The sequence below is a fragment of the Streptomyces sp. MI02-7b genome (assembly GCF_033793585.1).
GTDB lineage: Bacteria > Actinomycetota > Actinomycetes > Streptomycetales > Streptomycetaceae > Actinacidiphila.
Map to the genome: position 1 here is coordinate 1 of NZ_JARAWX010000050.1, position 17890 is coordinate 17890.

Genomic DNA, 17890 nt, shown 5'->3' on the forward strand with positions numbered 1-17890 from the left:
GGCCGGGCCCCCGCGGCCTGCGGGCGGCTGAGGCCCTGCCGGCGGCCGGCGCCGCCGACGCGCTGCGCACGTACGAGGACGTCGCCGCCGCGCGCGCCGGCCGCCTCGGCCCGGACCACCCCGACACGCTGGCCGCGCTCCAGGAGGCGGCGTACACCCTCGGCCGGCTGGGCCGCCACACCGAGGCGCACGCGGCGTACGCCACCGTGCTGGCCGCCCGCGAACGCCGGCAGGGCGCCGACCACCCCGACACGCTGCACTGCCGGCACAACCTCGCCGTGACACTGGGGCGCCTGGGCCGCATCGCCGACGCCCACACGCTCGCGGCCGAGGTGGCCGCCTCCCGCGCCCGGGTCCTCGGCCCGGACCACCCCGACACGCTCACCACCTGCGGGGAGACGGCGCGCCTGCTCGACCTGCTGGGCCGCTGGTCCGAGGCCCGCCTGGAGTACGACCGGATCGCCGCCACGCGGGCCCGCGCGCTCGGCCCCGAGCATCCGCAGACCCTGGCCGCACGACACGAACTGGGCGCCTGCCTCGGCCGCATGGGCATGTACGCCGAGGCGTGCGCGCTCTACGCCGACCTGGCCGAGGTCCGCGCCCGGGTCAGTGGCCCCGATCACCCCGAGACGCTCCGCGCCCGGCACGGCCTCGGCGTCACCCTGGGTCGCCTCGGGCGCTGGCCGGACGCACTGGCCGAGGCCCGCGCGGTCGCGGAGGTCCGCGGACGCACGCTGGGCGCCGACCACCGGGACACCCTCGTCAGCCGCCGCGAGGCCGCCGTCGCGCTGGGCTGGCTCGGGCAGTGGGACGAGGCCCTGACCCTGCACGGCGAGGTGGCGACGGCGCGCGAACGCGTCCTGGGCGCGGACCATCCCGACACGCAGGCCAGCCGCGCCGACGAGGCCCAGTGCCGGGAGCGCCTCGGGCGCCCGGCGGGTGCGGCGGCCGCCGCGGCGGCCGGTCAGCCCGGCTGACGTACCGTCAGGATGCCGGTTCCGCAGGCAGGTCCGCGGCCGCGGCCGTCGCCCGGGGAGCCCGGTGCCGGGCTCAGACCGTGGACGCCCCGCGTGAACAGCCCGGTACGGTCGCCCGCATGAACGATTCCGCCGGGGAACGGGCCTGCCCGCTGCACGGACCCGGGCTGCCCGCCGAGGCCCTCGTCGGGAGGCGGCTGGAGCGCGTGGTCACCTCCTGGCACCGATCCGAGGCCGCGGCTCCGAGCGGTCCCCTGGACGTGTGGCTGATCGACGCCACCGGGGCGTTCGCGCACCTCGCCACCGGCTCCGACTGGTGCCTGATCGTGGCCGGGGGGCAGCCGCACACGGGCTGGGACATGGGCGCGCACGGCCGGGTCGAGGTCGGGCCGCTCGCGGACGGGACGCCGTTCGGGCCCCATCTCGGGCAGCTCGTGACGGCGGTCGGCGAGGAGTACGACGGCCACACGGGGCGCGTCGCGGCCGAGATCGCGTTCGCCACCGGACGGGTGCGGTGCGCGAGCCGGGCGGGGGAGCTGCGGGTGACCTGATCGGGGGGTCGCCGGGGCGCCCCGCGGGGCGGGGGCGCCTACTGTGGGGGTGGTGGTGGGTGGAGGGAGGCGCGTCCGATGATCCGACCCGTGACCGTGGGCCTGGACAGGTCGCCGGAGAGCCGCGCGGCGATGCGCTGGGCGGCGTGCGAGGCGGTGCGGCGGAACGTGCCGCTGCGTGTGGTGCACGCGGGCGGCCACCCGTACGGGGACGCGATGCTGCGCGAGGCCGCGGACGAGCTCACGTCCAGCCATCCCGGGCTGGCGGTGACCACGGACGTGGCGGACGCCCCGCCGGCCGAGCTGCTGGTCGCGGAGGCCGGGCGGAGCGAGTTGCTGGCGCTGGGTTCGCAGGGACTGAGCGGGCTGTCGGGTTACGTCGTGGGTTCGGTCGGCCAGGCCACGCTGGCCCGGGCGACGCGCCCGGTCGTGGTCGTCCGCGAGGGTGACTGCGCGCCCGAGGTGCGGGACCCCCGGCCGGTCGTGCTCGGTCTGGCGCTGCGGCAGGGGGCCGCGGATGTGACCGCCTTCGCCGTGGAGACCGCGCAGCGCGGTGGCACGCCCCTGCGGGCGGTTCACACCTGGTCGTATCCGCCGACCTACCGGTACGCCCCGGCGGCGATGGACCCCGCCTGCGGCGCGGAGATCGGGGCCGGCGAGAAGCACGCCGTCGCGGCCGCGCTGGACCCCTGGCGGGAGAAGGCGCCCGGTGTGGAGATCACCCAGGAGGTCGTCGCGGGCAATGCCGCGCAAGCGCTCGTGCGTGCCGCGGCCGGCGCGGGTCTGCTGGTCATCGGCCGCCACACCCACCTGCCCGCCTGCCTCGGGCCGACGGCGCACGCCGTGCTGCACCACGCGCCCTGCCCGGTCGCCGTGGTCCCGTACGAGTGACCCCCGCGGCGGCGGGGTAGCGTCCGGCGCGTGGACGATCTTCTGACAACGCACGTGAACGGCATCCGGCTGGCCTACCGCACCTGGGGCGATCCCGGCGCCCCGCCCCTGGTCCTGCTGCACGGGCGCGGTTCGGACGGCGCGGACTGGGCGCCGGTCGTCCCCGCGCTGGCCCGGACGCACCGGGTGCTCGCGCCCGATCTGCGGGGACACGGTGCCAGCGAGCGGCCGGGGGAGTACGCCTTCGAGGCCATGCGCGACGACGTCGTGGGCCTCCTCGACGCGCTCGGTCTGGAGAAGGCGGCGTTGGCCGGGCACTCCATGGGCGGGGTCGTGGCGTACCTGCTGGCCGCCGCCCGTCCGGAGCGGCTGACCGCACTCGTCCTGGAGGAGCCCGTGCCGCCGGACCCCGCGGTGCCGCCGCGGACGGTGCCCACTGGTCCGGAGGGCGGGGAGAGGTTCGACTGGAGGGTCGTCGCGGCCGTCAACCGGTGGATCAACGCCCCCGATCCCGGTTGGTGGGACCTGCTGGGCCGGATCACCTGCCCCACGCTCGTGATCGCCGGAGGTCCGGCCAGTCACGTCTCCCAGGACGGGATCGAGCGGATCGCCGCCCGCATCCCCGGAGCACGACTGGTGGCGACCGGGGCCGGGCACCTGGTCCACGAGGACGACCCGGAGCGCTTCCTCGAGGAGGTCAGCGCGTTCCTGGCTGGTCCTCGCCGCCCGTGACCGGCAGCCCGGCGGCCCGCCAGGCCTGGAAGCCGCCTTCGAGGTCGGTGGCGCGCGGCAGCCCGATGTCGTGCAGGGAGGCGGCGGCGAGGCTGGAGGTGTAGCCCTCCGAGCAGGCGACGATCCAGCGCACCTCGTGCCCGGTCGCCTCGGGGATGCGCGCGTCGCTGAGCGGGTCGAGCCGCCACTCCAGCACATTGCGCTCGATGACCAGCGCGTCGGCGAACTCGCCCTCCCGTGCCCGCTGCGCGGCCGGCCGGATGTCGACGAGCAGCGCCTCGCCCGCGGCGAGTTCGGCCGCCGCCTCGTGGGGGCCGATCCTGCGCAGCCGTTCCCGGGCCCGGGCGAGCATCCGGTCGATGCCGGACGGGACGGGGGCTGCGGCGGGCCCGGTCATCGGACCACCTCCGGGAGGACTGCGGACGGTGACGGTGACAGGGACGGCGGCGGTGGCGGGGGCGAAGCCGGCACGGCCGCCGGTTCCGGAGCGTCGGTCAGCACCGTGCGCGTACGGCGCAGCGAGCCGGTGTCGTCGACCGCGTAGTAGGCCATCGCGGTCAGCGGCGGCGAGTAGGCGTGCACGCTCACCGCCGGCGCGGCGGAGGCGTTGACGACGTCGTGCACGTGCCCGAGGGGGAAGCCGGCGCCGCGCCCCGCCGCGAGCTCGCGTCCGGTGATCCGGCCGCGGCCCTCGCGGTCGTACGTCCAGCGGTGCTCGGTCAGGGCGCCGCTGACCACGGTGAGCGCGCCGAGCGACCCCGCATGGTCGTGGAGTTCGGTGGAGGTGTCGCGGGGCCAGGTGATCAGCCAGACGTCGACGTAGGGATCTTGGTGCAGTCGCGTGTACCAGCGGCCCTCCGCCAGGTGGACGGGCTGGTGGGTGCCGTTCGCGACGGCTTCCGCGTAGCCGCGCACCAGGGCGCGCAACTGGGGGAGGACGAGCGGGGTGGGACCGCCCGCCCTGTCGTGCAGGGCCATGGGAATCGCTCCGGAGCAGTGATCGCTCGACGCCCCGGACACATCGGGGGGCCGTCGCGAGGGTCGGTCGGGACGAGGCGGACGTCAGCCCCGGCGACAGCTCTGGTCGAAGTGATGCGCACGGCGGCCGGGCCACAGCGGCCCCAAGTTCCAGATGTTCGTGCGCATGAGCCCATGAAACCACAGGACGCGTCCCGCGTCGCGCCCCTGATCGCACTCGTCACACGGGCGAAACACGACCGGCGATCGTCCGTGCGCAGTCCATGGACTCCGTGTGTGTCGTGTCCACTTCGAGGTCGTAGATCACTCCGCGGTGCACCAGGGGGGCCTGCGCGGCCGCCATGCCGGGCAGGCGGTCGCCGCGCGCGGTCTCGCGCCCCGCGGCGACCCCGGGGTCGCAACGCACCCCGACCCACAGGACGTCCAGCCCGGCCAGGGCACGCCGCCAGCGGTCCTGCGACGCCGCACCGCCGAGGAACCCCTCGTCCACGATCACCCGGGCCCCCGAACGTGCCATCTCCCCGATGCCGCGGGCCCACGCCTCGTCCAGCGCCCGGAACCCGCTCCGACCGCGACCTCGCCGTCCGCGCCGAAGGCGATGCCGAGTCCGGAGTCCGAGCCGCGCAGCGCGGCCGGCATCGCCTCGATCAGGGTGTCGACGCCGAAGGTGAGCCAGGTGTCCGGGAGCAGCAGCGCCTGGAGGCAGCGCGCGATGCCGGACTTGCCGGAACTGGAGCCGCCGTTCAGAACGATCACGCGGGGAGCCACCGTGTCAGGCCAGGTGCCCGCCGCCACGGCACGCGACTCAATTGCCGCCGGGCACCCGGCGGGAGAACCGGCGCAGCCGTTCCGCCTCCTGCGGCAGCAGGTTGGGGTTGGTGAACCGGGCGGCGACCGCCTCGGCCAGGCGCGGGGCCGGGTCCACGGCGCAGTCGTTGAGGAATCCGCGCAGCAGGACCCGGACTCCGGCGCGCTGCATCCTGCCGAGCACCACCCCGCGCAGTATGGCCACGGTCAGCGCGGCGTCCGCGGCCGGATCGCCGGCCGCGGCGGTGCGCCAGTCGATGAGCACCGGTCCGCCGGGGGTGAGGACCACGTTCTCGGGGTGCAGGTCCAGGTGAAGGACGCGGTCGGCGCCCTCGCGGCCGGTGGGGAAGCGCCGCGGCAGCCAGCCGGGGGCCGGGACGCGGTGCAGCGCGGACTGCAGGCGGCCCAGCGTGCGCCCGTGCGCATGGGCGAGCCAGGGGCGGCGCCCGAGGTCCTGAGCCATGGTGGGGCCGGTGAGCCTGTCCATGACGATGTCGGTGTCGGTCACGTCGTGGACGCGCGGCACCGGGCAGCCCCGTGCGGCGAGGTACGCCATGAGGCGGGCCTCCTCGCGCACCGGGCCGCCGTCCCGGTAGCGGCGCAGCACACGGGAGCCGTCCAGGGCGAAGACGTCGGCGTCCCGGCCGCGGCCGATCAGTTCCACAGCGCGGCGGCGAGCCCGGCGGCCGTGGCGACCTTCCCGAAGCGCGGGAGGTCCTGCGCGACGGCGGCGCTGTGCTCCTCGGCTGTCAGGGCGGCCATCGCGTCCTCGGCGAAGTGGAGTTCGTAGTCGTGGTCGGCGGCGGCCCGCGCGGTGGACTCCACGCCCATGTTGGTGGCGACGCCGCACAGCACCAGGGTGTCGATGCCCTGCCCGCGCAGCAGTTCGTCCAGGCCGGTGCGGTGGAACGCGCCGACCGTGCGCTTGACGACCACGGTGTCGCCGTCCTCGGCCAGGCCTTCCACCAGGTCGCTGCCGGGCGGCTGCTCGTCGACCCCGGGGCGTTCGACCCGCACGAGGAAGACCGGCGCCCCCGCCTTGCGGAACGCCGCGGCGAGCGCCGAGGACGCGGCGACGACCTCCTGCCCGGAGTGCGGGGCCAACGGCAGGCCCACGATGCGGTCCATCAGGTCGATCACGACAAGTGCCGTGCGCTGCGGGTCGAGACGCGTCATGGGCACACCCTAGGCACCCGCGCCGTGACGCGCCCCGGTGAAGCGGAAATCGGCGGCCGGAGGCGCGTATTCCGTGGTGGCGGGCACAAGGCCGCTCCTCGCGGACCGGGACGACGGCCGCGCCCAGAGTGCCGCGTCGAGCTTCTCCCGACGGTACGCCGACGGACCGTACGCCCATCTGCGCGGGCGGGACATCGCGCGCGCCGACGCCCGCCCGGGGCGCGGACGGGGGCGCACCCGGCGGAGGACCGGTCCGGTCCGGCCACCCCGGAGGGTGACGCGGGCATGAACCCGTACCGGGGCCGGGCAGGTTCTCCCATGACCTGTCCGGGCCACGGCACCCTCGCTAGGCTGGCCCGGACGACGCAGTCGGGAGGAGCACGGACGTGGCCGAGAGCACGATCGGATCGCCGCTGGCGGGCGGAACGAAGCCGCAGCTGGATCTGGCGAACGCCGAGTGGCAGTCGAGCAGCCAGGGGACGGGCGATGTCCAGATCGCCTTCGTCGAGGGCTACATCGCGATGAGGGACGGCCGCAACCCCGAGGGGCCCTCCCTGGTCTTCACGCCCGCCGAGTGGCGCGCCTTCGTCCTCGGCGCCCGCGACGGCGAGTTCGACCTGACGTAGCGGGCCGCCCCCCGCGTCATCCGGGCGGGTGCGGCGCGCGCCTCGCGGTCGCCCGCCCCAGGGCCATCCGGGTCCCCGAGAGCGGACGCCCCCGGGCCGGCAGGCCGCCGGCCCGGGCGGCCCCCGCAGGGTCGTCCCCGCCGGTCGTCCCGGCCCGGTCGTCAGGGCCTCGATCATTCTTGACGGGTCGTCATGTCATCGATACGCTCACAACGTGGCGTTCCCTCTGAACTGCTGGCGCGCGACGCGCTGTTGAGCGCGACACGGAGTGTCCTGCCCGTGCGCCCGCTCCGGCGGAATGTTCCGGCCGCTCTTCCGCACGATGCCGAACGAAGTCGATCACGGCGCGGACGATTGCGAACAGGGGACACCAGTTCACATTTATCCACTCACCCAGCGTCCCCGTGGGCGTACGCTGAGACGTCACCGGACAGGCGTCCGGATGTCTGCGGCGCGCTCCGGCGCGCGCCGGGTCAGGGCCATCAGGGCCAGGGGGTGCACACATGACACAGCGCACGCCGAAGTCCCGGCGGCCACTGCTGGAACGCGAAGCGGAACTGGTGGCCGTCGACGAGGCGTTGGCCGAACTCACCGGCATCAGGTCCGACGGCGCCCAGCAGCACGCCGGTCCGCGCCGCGGCGGTCTGCTCGCCGTCGCCGCCCCGGCCGGACTGGGCAAGACGACCCTGCTCACCGAGACCCGCCGCCGGGCCTCCGCGCTCGGCTGCACCGTGCTCTTCGCGCGCGGCGGCGACCAGGAGCAGGGCGTCGCCTTCCACGTCGCCCGCCAGTTGCTGCAGCCCCAGCTCGCCGGCGCCGGCGAGGCGGAACTCCGCAACACGCTGGGCAGTTGGTACGGCATCGTCGGTCCCGCGCTCGGCCTGTGCAGCGCCGAGGGCGGCGCGCCCCCTGACCCCCAGGGCATCGGCGACGGGCTCGACTGGGTCCTCACCCACATCGCCGTCCGGCGCGCCCCCGTGGTGCTCGTCCTCGACGACGCCCACTGGGCCGACCCCGAGTCCCTGCGCTGGCTCTCCTCCTTCGCGCCCCGCGCAGAGGAGCTGCCCATGCTCGTCGTCGTCGCCTACCGCCCCGACGAACTCCCCGCCACCGCCGAGGCGTTCCGGGGCCTGCCCGACCGCTCCGGGAGCCGCCCGCTCGGCCTGGAGCCGCTGAGCGCCGCGGCCATCGGGCAGTTGGTCCGCGCCACGGTCGGCGACCACGCGGACGACGCCTTCTGCCGCGAGTGCTGGGCCGTCACCGCCGGCAACCCCTTCGAGGCCGTGGAACTCACCGCCAAGGTCGTCGACCGGCGGCTGAACCCCGAGGAGTCCAGCGCCCACCTGCTGCGCGACCTGGCGGCCGCCGCCAAGGGCAGCGGGCTCATCGCCCGGCTGGAACGCCTCGGTGCCTCCACCGTACGCATGGCCTGGGCCGCCGCCGTCCTGGGCACCTCCATCTCCCCGGCGATCGCCGCCAGCGTGGCGGGCCTGGGCGGCGAGGAGGCCGCCGACGCGGCGGACCGGCTGCGCAAGGCCCGCATCCTCACCGGCAGCGACATCCTGGAGTTCGTCCACCCGCTGATCGCCACCGCGGTCTACCGGGCGATCCCCGACGCGATCCGCGTCGCCCTGCACGGCCAGGCCGCCTGGTCGGTCGTCGACGCGGGCCTCGGGCCCTCCGTCGCGGCCCGGCACCTGCTGGAGACCCACCCGGAGGGCGACCCCTGGGTCGTCGCGCAGCTCCGCCAGGCCGCCCGCGACACCACCCGCGCCGGTGCCCCGGACGCGGCCCGCCGCTACCTGGCCCGCGCCCTGCGCGAACCCCCCGCCTACGACGACCGGGCCGCGGTCCTCTTCGAACTCGGCTGCTCCTCGCTGCTGAGCGAGCCGGCCACCACCGTCAACCACCTCCGCGCGGCGCTGGAGGAGCCCATCGCCGACGCCGGGCTGCGCGACGCGATCATCTACCGGCTCTCCCAGGCCCTCGCCCACTCCGACCGGCTGGGCGAGGCCGCCGACACCGTGGGCCAGGCCGCCCGCACCGCGAGCAGCGCCCGTACCCGCCTGCGCATGCAGGAAGAGCAGTTCATGTGGGACGCCTTCCGCAGCGACGAGCAGGACTCGCCGGCCCGTTCCCGCCGGCTGGCCCGCCTCGCCGACCGGCTCACCGGCCGCGACCTCACCGAGCGGTACATCATCGGCCTGCGCGCCTGGGACGCCACCCTGCGCGGGGAGCCCGCGGAGACCGCCCTGGCCCACTCCGACCGCGCCCTGACCGGCAGCCTGCCGTGGGCCAACGAGGACTTCGGATTCGAGGTCCCGGTCCTCGTCGCCATGACCTACATGTACGCCGACCGGCCGGGCCGCGCGGAGGAGCTGTTCGCCGTCGGCATCGGCGACTACGAGCGCCAAGGCTGGCGCGGCGCCCACCTCGCCTTCGGCTACTCCCTGCTCGGCTACGTCCGCTACCGCCGCGGCCGCCTCGCCGAGGCCGAGGACTTCGCCCGCGACGGCCTGCGCCTGGCGGACCGCGTCGGCCGGGGCACCCCGGTGCTCTGGTACAGCGTCGCCATCCTCGTCACGATCCTGGTGGCCCGGGGCCGGGTGACGGAGGCCACCGCCCTCGCGGAGGAGTACGAGTTCGGGGAGCCCTTCCCCGCGGCCGTCACCTTCCCCGACGCCCAGACCGTCTACGGCGAGCTGCTGCTCGCCCGCGGCCTGGTCAGGGACGCCATCACCCAGCTGAGCACCGTCGGCCGGCGCCTCGACCCGCGCGGCATGCGCAACCCCGCGTGGAGCCCGTGGCAACTCCACCTCGCGCTCGCCGAGGCCCAGGACACTCCCGACCGGGCCCGCGCCACCGCCGCGGAAGCCGTCGAACGCGCCCGCCAGTACGGCACCCCCTCTGCCATCGGCCAGGCACTGCGGGTCGCCGCCGAGGTCGCCCCCGAGCCCGAACGGCTCAAGCTGCTCCAAGAGGCCGTCAGCCATCTGGAGCGTTCGCCCGCCGGCTACGAACTGGCCAGGGCGCTGGTCGACCACGGCGCCGCCCTGCGCCGCGAGGCCCACCTCCAGGAAGCCGCCGAGCAGCTCTACCGCGGGCTGGAGACCGCCGTCCACTGCGGCGCCGACGCCCTCGCCGAGCGCGCCCGTGACGAACTGGCAGCCGCCGGACTGCGACCGCGACGACTGCGCGCCACCGAGACCGACGCGCTCTCCGCGCAGGAACGGGCGGCCGCCGCGTACGCCGCCCAGGGCATGGACGAGGCCGCCGTCGCGGCCGCGCTCGGCGTCGACGGCGACACCGTCACCCGCCTGCTCTCCGCGGTCTACCGCAAGATCGGCACCGACCGGGCGGGGCTGCCACGAGCCCTGTCGGTCTAGGACTGCGGCCCCGGGCACGCACGCCGCCCGGGGACCGTACGATGGGCGCATGTCGTTCCTCCGCCGCCGCAGTGCCGCAACGCCCACAGGGCCGGAATTCGACGTCCTGGCCATGGACCCGGGCGACTGGCCGGGCGAACTGGGCGCCGGGCTGCTGCCCGGGGAGGACGGCAGCTGCCAGGGCATCTTCCTGCGCTACGACCTGTTCGGCGGCCGCGGCCCCGCCATGCTGATCGGCAACCTCCCCGAGGGCTCACCGGCCCGCGACCTCGAAGAGGGCCAGCCCCCGTTCGAGGTCGCCCAGCTGCTCGCCGCACTCGGCAACGAGGAGCCGGTCGAGGTCGTCGGCACCGAGGACACCCCGGTCATGCACGGCGACAACCTGCTGATCGTCCGGAGGATCAAGCTCTCCGAGGGGCGCGTGTCCTGCACCCAGTTCGACCGCAGCGACGGTGTGCTGGTCACCATCGCCACCTGGGACCGGCCGATCACCGACGACCTCTACCAGTTGCTCAAGCCCCTGCCCGCGGAAATGTTCCAGCAGGGCTGAACCCGGCCTCCGAGGGCAGCACGGTCACGTCCTCGGCCTTCACATAGGCCACCCGGTGGCCGAACTGGATCTCGTAGTAGACCTGTCGGCCGCGCACCACCACGTGCTGCGCGGCGTCGAAGGTGACCGCACGGAAGTACTCGCCGTGCGTCGCCTCCCCGACCACGTACCGCTGCCCCGCGAGCAGCTTGTACGGCAGCGGTGCGTCCGGCTGCACCGGCACCCCGGCCGGATACGCGGCCGCCTCCGGGAAGGCCCGTCCGTACACCGGGACGTCGGTGCGCCCGTCCTTCGGGGTGACCACCCAGCCGTGCCCGTACAGGGCGGTCGGCTCGGTGGGCGGGTTGCGGAACCACGCCTCCTGGCCGAGGTACCAGATCGCCGTCCAGTCGCCGCGGCGCTCCGCGACGGCGTACTGCTGACCCGTGGACGCCCGGGCGCCGGTGTCGTTGACCCCGGTCGTCGAGTCGCCGGCCGGATGCAGGCCGATGTCCCTCACCAGAGGAGCGTCCTCGCGCGGCTCGGAGTACAGCCGCACGGCCTCGGAGCCGCGGACGGGGCAGGTGTCGCCCGCGGTCGTGCAGCCGGTGTACGCGGGGCGGTTGGCGTCGTAGTCCGGGGCGATGGTCACCAGGCCGCCCGCCGGGCCGGAGGTGGCGTGGAAGGGCGCGCCCATCAGCCGGAACCAGTGCGCCCAGTCCCAGTAGGGGCCGGGGTCGGTGTGCATACCGGCGATGTAGGCGGACGTGGTCCCCGGGACGTTGTCGTGACCGAGGATGTGCTGCCGGTCGAGCGGGATGCCGTACCGCTGCGCGAGATGGCGCACGAGGCGCGCCGACGCCCGGTACATCGCCTCGGTGTACCAGGTGCCCGGGTCGGTCAGGAAGCCCTCGTGCTCGACGCCGATCGACTTGGCGTTGACGTACCAGTTGCCGGCGTGCCACCCGACGTCCTTGGTCCTCACATGCTGGTCGATGTGGCCGTCCGCCGAGCGGACGGTGTAGTGCCAGGCCAGGTAGTCGGGCTTCTGCACCAGTTGGAGCGAGGTGTCCCAGGTGGCCTCGGTGTCGTGGACGACGATGTAGTCGATCGACTGGTCGTGGGGGCGGTCGGCGAGGTCGTGATTGCCGTAGTTCTTGTCGCCGTACTCGGTGTACGGCGCGGGCAGCCACTCGCACGCCACCGTCCACGGGCACTCGGTCCCGTCCCGGTCGGTGTCGTGCAGTCCCAGCGTGTGAACCTGGGCGCGGTGCGGGGTCAGCCCCGGATGCGCGGCCAGGGCCACCTGCTGGCCGTCGTCGGTGGTGCGGGCGATGCCGTCCCGGATCACCTGGAAGACGTCGTCGGCGAAGGAGGCCGCGGTCGCGGTGTCGTCGGCGCCCGAGTAGCGGGCGACCGCTCCGTACCACTGAGCGGGGTCCGAACTCAGGGGCGCACCGGAGGACTTCTGTGCCTGGGCGAGGAGCGCCGCACCGCCCTGGACGTTCGCGGAGGCGTGCTGGCGCAGATCGGCGGCGCGCAGGCCGGTGAGCCGGGCCGCGCGGTCGAGCGTGGTCAGTGCGGCGGGCAGCGCGCGCGCCGTCCGGGTGGTCAGGCCGACGTCATCGAGCGGTCGTTGCTCGTTGCCGCGCGGGTCCTCCCCGCCGTCACCCCGCTGGGGGAAGTCGGCGAGTGCCGTGCGGGCGTCGGTCAGATGCATGGGCCCGTAGCCGGCGGTGACGCTGGGCAGCCCGTGGTGGGTGTCCCAGCGCGACTCCAGGTAGGAGACGCCCAGCAGGACGCTCTCCGGTACCCGGTAGCGCGCGGACGCGTCCGTGAAGGCCTGTTGCAGCGGCGCCCGGCGAGCGGGCGCTGTCGCGCCCGCGGCGGGTGCGGGCGAGAGTGCCGACAGCAACGCGCCCACGGCGACACCCGCCGTGGCCGCGGTGACGACCTTCCGGTACCGGCGTCTCGCGGGGTGGGGGGTGACTCCTCGCACTGCAGCCTCCTGTGTGACGCACGGGGCCGATCGGAAACCACAGAGGTATCCCGAGGCCGATCATCCGTCAACTACCCGAGGGAAGTGCGTTTGTGCATATCAGCGCCCGTGTCGCCGTCTTTCCTGACACGGGCGCCGTGGCCTGCGGTGCGTCAGTGGAGTGGACCACTGGTGCCCGTTCGGTCCCGGCTGACGGGCCGTGTGCCCCCTCTCGCGACGGCACGGGGCCACCCGGCGGGGGCGGAACGGCCCAGAACCGCCCCGCAGATCACCTCGTGCCGACGGCGGCCCGTACGGCCCGTCGCGCGAGCCCAGCGTCGTCGTGCAGCCGGCGCAGCAGCAGGCGCTGCTCCTCGCCGGCCTCCGCCGCGCCCGGACCGGCCGGGACGGTGCTGCGCATGGTGCGCTGCATGGCGGTCTCGTACGTACGGATCTCCCGGGTGATGACCAGCATCAGGTTCACCAGAAAGGCGTCACGCGCGATCGGTCCCGCGGCCTGCGCCATCTGGCTGATTTGACGCCGGGTCATCGGGTCGTCGCCCAGTATCATCCACAGCACCGCGAGGTCGTAGCCGGGCAGGTACCAGCCCGCGTGCTCCCAGTCGACCAGCACCGGGCCGGCCGGGGAGAGCAGCACGTTCGACAGCAGCGCGTCGCCGTGGTTGAACTGCCCCTGGACGTGGGCCAGGCCGTGCAGCATCTTCTGCAGGTCGCCCATGTCGCGGTCGGTGAGCAGACCCAGCTCGTGGTAACGGGAGAGCCTCGCCGCGTAGTCCACGGGCGCGTCGAAGACGCCGGCCGGCGGCCGCCACATGTTGAGCCGGGAGATCGCCCCGAGCGCCATCCGCACGTCGGCGCGCGGCGGGGCCTCGGAGGGGTGCCGCTGCAGGGCGGCCACCCGCCCCGGCATGCGCTCCAGCACCAGCGTGCAGCTCTCGGGGTCGGCGGCGATCAGCCGGGGCACCCGGACCGGCGGGCGGTGCCGCACGAACGCCCGGTACGCGGCGATCTCGTGCCGGTACCGCTCCACCCAGCCGGGGGAGTGGTCGAGCAGGCACTTGGCGACGGCCGGCGCCCGCCCGGAGGTGCCCACGAGCAGCACCGAGCGGCTGCTGCGGCGCAGCATCTGGACGGGAGTGAATTCAGGGGCGATGCGCTGCACAGAGGCGATGGCCGAGCGCAGCTGCGCGCCCTGTGGGCCGGTCAAGTCGAGCCTCCCGCTGAGCGGATGGGAGACACCGCCCGGGGCGCCCCGTCGAGGGGCGGGAAGCACGGGTCGCGGACGTACGGCGGTCCCTGTCCCGGCGAACCCCGGGATCTGAGCCGGCCGGGGCGGTGCGGACACGGAGGACGATGCTGAATACATGAGGGGGAGACAGATCCCTTCGTGTGCCAACGAGCTCTTGACGAGGTGGCGGGCCGGCGCGTGGAGCGGAGCCGGATCCGAACCGGGGCCGGTCCCGCATCCTGGGGAATGCGGGTCCGGGCCGGCGGTCCGTTCCTTCCACGCGCCGTGTGCCCCTCGCGGACAAGTACGCAGCGGCATCTCAAGGTGTTCAACGCTGATCGGCGTTTTTCGAAAGATGCTCGTTTGCGACCGTTCGCGAGCCGACTGGTGCCGGGCCGGGTGGCGCGTTCTTACTTGACCACTGATTGCGGGTGGCAGACCATCTGGCGAACCCTGGCGAACCCTGGCGAATGCTCGCGGCCGCTGTGACCGGCCATTAGTGTCAAGAGTGCCGAGGAACCTGGGGGCTTGAATGGACAAGGAAGCCAACACACGGCTCGCGGACCTGTTCGCACTCACCGGATGGTCCAAAGGAGAGCTCGCGCGATTGGTCAACCGGCAGGCGGCGGCCATGGGCCACCCGCAGCTGGCGACCGACACGTCGCGCGTGCGCCGTTGGATCGAGACCGGGGAATCCCCGCGCGAACCCGTCCCGACCGTACTGGCAGCGCTGTTCACCGAGCGCCTCGGCCGTGTCGTAACCATCGAGGATCTCGGGTTCGGCCGGCACCGGCGTACGGAGAAGAAGCAGTCCGTCAGCGCCGACGGACTGCCCTGGCCACCGGAGCGAACAGCCGCGGTCCTCACCGAATTCACGGGAATGGACCTCATGCTCAACCGACGCGGTCTGGTGGGCGCGGGCGCCGCGCTCGCCGCGGGCTCCGCCATCAGCAACGCCATGTACGACTGGCTCCACACCGATCCGGCGCGCACCGCCGGGACGCAGGCCACCGGTGACCCCTTCACCGCCGAAGCAGCCTCCTATGACCGGTACGAGGCGGCCCCCATCGGCTCCCAGGAGATCGAGGCGCTGGAGCGCTCGGTCGAGGTGTTCCGCGCCTGGGACGCGGCCCGCGGCGGCGGGCTGCAGCGCAAGGCGGTCGTGGGCCAGCTCAACGAGGTGGGCGGCATGCTCGCCTACCACCACCCCACGCACCTCACGCGCCGGTTGTGGGGCGTGGCCGCCAACCTGGCGGTACTGGCCGGGTGGATGTCGCACGACGTGGGCCTGGAACCCACCGCCCAGAAGTACTTCGTGATCGCGGCGCACGCCGCCCGCGAGGGAGGCGACCGGCCGCGAGCCGGCGAGGCACTGTCCCGGGCCGCCCGGCAGATGGTGCACCTGGGCCGTCCCGACGACGCGCTGGACCTGATGAAGCTGGCGCAGTCGGGCTCGGGGGAGCAGACCCTGCCCCGTACCCGCGCCATGCTCTGCACCATCGAGGCCTGGGCACAGGCGTCGATGGGCCGGGGCCAGGCGATGCGCCGCACCCTCGGCGAGGCGGAGAACCTCTTCGCCTCCGACCGGGGCGACGTCCCGCCGCCGAGCTGGATGCAGATGTTCGACGAGGCCGACCTGCACGGCATGCAGGCGCTGGCGTTCCGCACCCTCGCCGAGCACGAGCCGCTCGCGGCCCGGCAGGCCCAGATGCACGCCAGCCGGGCACTGGAGCTGCGCGGCAAGGGCCGTGAGCGTTCCAACATCTTCGACTACATCTCGCTCGCCTCGGCCCTGTTCATCGCCGACGACCCGGAACAGGCCGACCGCTACGCACGACTGGCGCTGCTGTCCATCCAGCAGAACTCCTCGGTGCGCACATGGGACCGGCTGCGGGAGATGTACCGGCTCACGGCGCGCTACGCCGACTTCACCAAGATCCAGGACCTTCGCGAGGAGATCGAGAACTCACTGCCCGCCCCGAAGCGCCGGGGCACCGCCATCTGATCCGGCCGTGCCGCCCCGCACCGTCGGACCGGGTGCCCCGCACCGGGACCAGCCGACTCGACGCCGAACGAGCCGGCTCTCCCGAGCGTCTGGAGACTCTTTCGGACCTTCGGACCTTCGGACCGGGCCGCGTGCACAGGAGGCAGCGGCGTGAACGCCCCTGCCGGGCGCCCACGTCGATCATTCGAGTCACTGGGTCAGTGGAACTTGGCGATGAGCACGCAGGCGTCGTCCTCGCGCTCGGGGGCGCCGAGTTCCTCCACCACGATCCGCACACACTCCTGAGGAGTGCGGGCCTGGGCGAACCTCGGGCCGAGCTCCAGCAAGTGACGTACTCCGGCGGAGGCGTCCGCCGCCGACCCGCGACCCGGGCGGCGCGGCGTCAGCCCGTCGGTGTGCAGCACCAGCAGATCGCCGGGCATCACGTCCAGAGCCGCCTGGCCGTACTGGGCGCCGGCGGTGGCGCCGAGGAGCACCCCCTCCGGCGCCTCCAACTGCCGCCCCGTCCCGTCGCGGAAGAGCAACGGGGCGGGGTGGCCGGCCTGCGACCAGACCAGGCGGCGATCGGCGGGGTGGTACCGGCAGCACAGCGCGCTGCCCAGGGCGGGCTGGGCCGAGCTGTCCAGCATCTGGTTGAGCCAGCCCATCAGCGGGCCGGGCTCCAGACCGGCCACGGCCATGCCGCGCAGCGCGCCGAGCAGCATCGCCATGCCGGACGTCGCGGACACCCCGTGCCCGGTGAGGTCGCCGACGGTCAGCAGCGCCGAGCCGTCCGGCAGTTGCAGCGCGTCGTACCAGTCGCCGCCGATGAGGGCGCTGGTCGCGGACGGCAGGTAGTGCGCGGCCAGGTCGACCGCGGGCGGCCCGCCGTCCTGCGGGAACCGCAGGGAGCCGCGCCACGGCGGCAGCACGGCTTCCTGCAGCTCGACCGCAAGCCGGTGCTCGGTCTGCGCGATCTGCCGCTCGCGCTGCAGCGAGTCACGGGTCTCCCGCAGCGTTCGCTGGCTGCGGCGCAGTTCGCTGACGTCGCGGAGCACCGCCCACATCGAGGCGGTGGCGCCGGCGGCGTCGAGCACCGGCTCGCCCACCATGTGCACCGTGCGCACCGCGCCGTCCGGGCGGACGATGCGGAACTCGCAGTCGATCGGCCGGGCGTCCACCAGGCAGCCGGTGACGGCCGTGCTGAGGACCGGCTGGTCCTCGGCGAAGAGGAAGGTGGGCAGCTCGTCCAGGGTCAGCGGTCCGTCGTGCCGTTGGCGCCCGAAGATGCGGTACAGCTCGTCGGACCACTCGACACCGTCCGTGACCAGATCCCACTCCGCGCTGCCGGCGCGCCCCAGGGCCTGCACAGCGGCGCGCCCGGGAGCGGGGACGGAGAGGAAGGTCTCGGGCGGCGGGTAGGTCGCGGTGTCACGGCCGCGCGCCGGATCCGCGTCGGCCGCGGCGTCCGAGCCGGGCAGCCCCTCGCGGAGCTGGCCGAGGTGCTCGCCGAGGTCGTCCAGCTGGTGGACGGCCAGGTCGCACAGCGCGCGCTGCCAGCGCTGCCGCGGGTCCTCCGTGTCGTCGGCCGCGTCGCGGCGCACCGCGTCGACCCTGCCGCGCAACTGACGTGCCTGGGAGATGAGCGCGTCCACAGCACCGGGTTCCGGTTGCGCGGTGGCACGATCCTCATGCAAATGGGGCGGCATGACGCTCTCCGAACATGTCTCCGATGCGGACGCCGGCCGATCTGGGGCCGTACGGATGGGCCAGTCACGACTGTTGCACAAGGCGTGAGGGCCTGTAAGGGTTTCGGCGATACCCGATCCGGTGGTGCTTCCGGCATATGCCGGGAGCCTTGCGGCCCGCGACGTGTTCACCCTCCGCGGAATGGCCCGGTCCGGGTAAGCTTCGGGCGGTCGCCCGCGGGGCCCCCGCGGGCCGTCCTGGCCCTGGTCACCGGGTTTGAACCCGGGACGATCTGCGAAGATACCTCGCAGTCGGCAACGGAAAATCCCGTTGCCAA

General features: G+C 74.3%; 15 protein-coding genes and 1 pseudogene. 8 read left to right on the forward strand and 8 right to left on the reverse strand.

Annotation, left to right across the window (positions count from 1 at the left end; translation table 11 throughout):
* The 4 genes from PV364_RS39980 to PV364_RS39995 all read left to right on the forward strand — a co-directional run.
* A partial coding sequence (locus tag PV364_RS39980; RefSeq protein ID WP_319665862.1) for a tetratricopeptide repeat protein occupies nucleotides 1-977 on the forward strand: 977 nt, incomplete at its 5' end.
* A gap of 119 nt (nucleotides 978-1096) precedes the next feature.
* The gene (locus tag PV364_RS39985; protein ID WP_319665863.1) at nucleotides 1097-1528 is read left to right on the forward strand and encodes a hypothetical protein; all 432 of its coding nucleotides are present in this window, start codon (nucleotides 1097-1099) and stop codon (nucleotides 1526-1528) included.
* Nucleotides 1529-1606: 78 nt separating this feature from the next.
* Nucleotides 1607-2419, forward strand: a complete 813-nt coding sequence (locus PV364_RS39990; RefSeq protein WP_319665864.1) for a universal stress protein — start codon at nucleotides 1607-1609, stop codon at nucleotides 2417-2419.
* A gap of 30 nt (nucleotides 2420-2449) precedes the next feature.
* On the forward strand, nucleotides 2450-3151 hold the full coding sequence (locus PV364_RS39995) for an alpha/beta fold hydrolase (protein ID WP_319665865.1): 702 nt from the start codon (nucleotides 2450-2452) through the stop codon (nucleotides 3149-3151).
* On the opposite strand, the gene PV364_RS40000 is transcribed toward PV364_RS39995, so the two are convergent.
* The 5 genes and pseudogenes from PV364_RS40000 to PV364_RS40020 form a co-directional block, all read right to left on the reverse strand.
* Nucleotides 3117-3548 carry a rhodanese-like domain-containing protein gene (locus PV364_RS40000; protein ID WP_319665866.1) on the reverse strand — a complete coding sequence of 144 codons (432 nt, stop codon included), beginning with the start codon at nucleotides 3546-3548 and terminating at the stop codon, nucleotides 3117-3119. The two genes, PV364_RS39995 and PV364_RS40000, sit on opposite strands and share 35 nt — an antisense overlap.
* Nucleotides 3545-4129, reverse strand: coding sequence for a cysteine dioxygenase family protein (locus tag PV364_RS40005; RefSeq protein ID WP_319665867.1), 585 nt, complete (start codon nucleotides 4127-4129; stop codon nucleotides 3545-3547). The genes PV364_RS40000 and PV364_RS40005 overlap by 4 nt, the downstream gene beginning before the upstream one ends.
* 220 nt (nucleotides 4130-4349) lie before the next feature.
* Nucleotides 4350-4885: pseudogene (cpt, locus tag PV364_RS40010) on the reverse strand (chloramphenicol phosphotransferase CPT).
* A 49-nt stretch (nucleotides 4886-4934) separates the two neighbouring features.
* Nucleotides 4935-5600, reverse strand: coding sequence for a phosphotransferase (locus tag PV364_RS40015; RefSeq protein ID WP_319665868.1), 666 nt, complete (start codon nucleotides 5598-5600; stop codon nucleotides 4935-4937).
* Entirely contained in the window at nucleotides 5591-6112 is a 522-nt protein-coding gene (locus tag PV364_RS40020) for an isochorismatase family protein (protein ID WP_319665869.1), read from the reverse strand. Before PV364_RS40020 ends, PV364_RS40015 begins: the two co-directional genes overlap by 10 nt.
* 386 nt (nucleotides 6113-6498) lie before the next feature.
* Between PV364_RS40020 and PV364_RS40025 the strand changes: the two genes are divergently transcribed.
* The 3 genes from PV364_RS40025 (at nucleotide 6499) to PV364_RS40035 (ending at nucleotide 10674) form a co-directional block, all read left to right on the forward strand.
* On the forward strand, nucleotides 6499-6738 hold the full coding sequence (locus PV364_RS40025; RefSeq protein WP_319665870.1) for a DUF397 domain-containing protein: 240 nt from the start codon (nucleotides 6499-6501) through the stop codon (nucleotides 6736-6738).
* A 503-nt stretch (nucleotides 6739-7241) separates the two neighbouring features.
* Complete coding sequence (locus PV364_RS40030; RefSeq protein ID WP_319665871.1) at nucleotides 7242-10124, forward strand: ATP-binding protein; 2883 nt, start codon at nucleotides 7242-7244, stop codon at nucleotides 10122-10124.
* Nucleotides 10125-10173: 49 nt separating this feature from the next.
* The gene (locus PV364_RS40035) at nucleotides 10174-10674 is read left to right on the forward strand and encodes a hypothetical protein (protein ID WP_319665872.1); all 501 of its coding nucleotides are present in this window, start codon (nucleotides 10174-10176) and stop codon (nucleotides 10672-10674) included.
* Here the strand turns inward: PV364_RS40035 and PV364_RS40040 are convergent.
* Nucleotides 10637-12652, reverse strand: a complete 2016-nt coding sequence (locus PV364_RS40040; protein WP_319665873.1) for a peptidoglycan recognition family protein — start codon at nucleotides 12650-12652, stop codon at nucleotides 10637-10639. The genes PV364_RS40035 and PV364_RS40040 overlap by 38 nt on opposite strands.
* A 268-nt stretch (nucleotides 12653-12920) precedes the next feature.
* Nucleotides 12921-14018 (reverse strand): aminoglycoside phosphotransferase family protein, encoded by a 1098-nt coding sequence (locus PV364_RS40045; protein ID WP_319665874.1) that lies wholly within the window; start codon nucleotides 14016-14018, stop codon nucleotides 12921-12923.
* 394 nt (nucleotides 14019-14412) lie between these two features.
* Here PV364_RS40045 and PV364_RS40050 point away from each other — a divergent pair, with 394 nt between their 5' ends.
* Complete coding sequence (locus PV364_RS40050; RefSeq protein ID WP_319665875.1) at nucleotides 14413-15885, forward strand: hypothetical protein; 1473 nt, start codon at nucleotides 14413-14415, stop codon at nucleotides 15883-15885.
* 197 nt (nucleotides 15886-16082) lie between these two features.
* Here PV364_RS40050 and PV364_RS40055 read toward each other — a convergent pair whose 3' ends face one another.
* Nucleotides 16083-17573 carry a PP2C family protein-serine/threonine phosphatase gene (locus PV364_RS40055; RefSeq protein ID WP_319665876.1) on the reverse strand — a complete coding sequence of 497 codons (1491 nt, stop codon included), beginning with the start codon at nucleotides 17571-17573 and terminating at the stop codon, nucleotides 16083-16085.
* Nucleotides 17574-17890 lie beyond the last annotated feature (317 nt).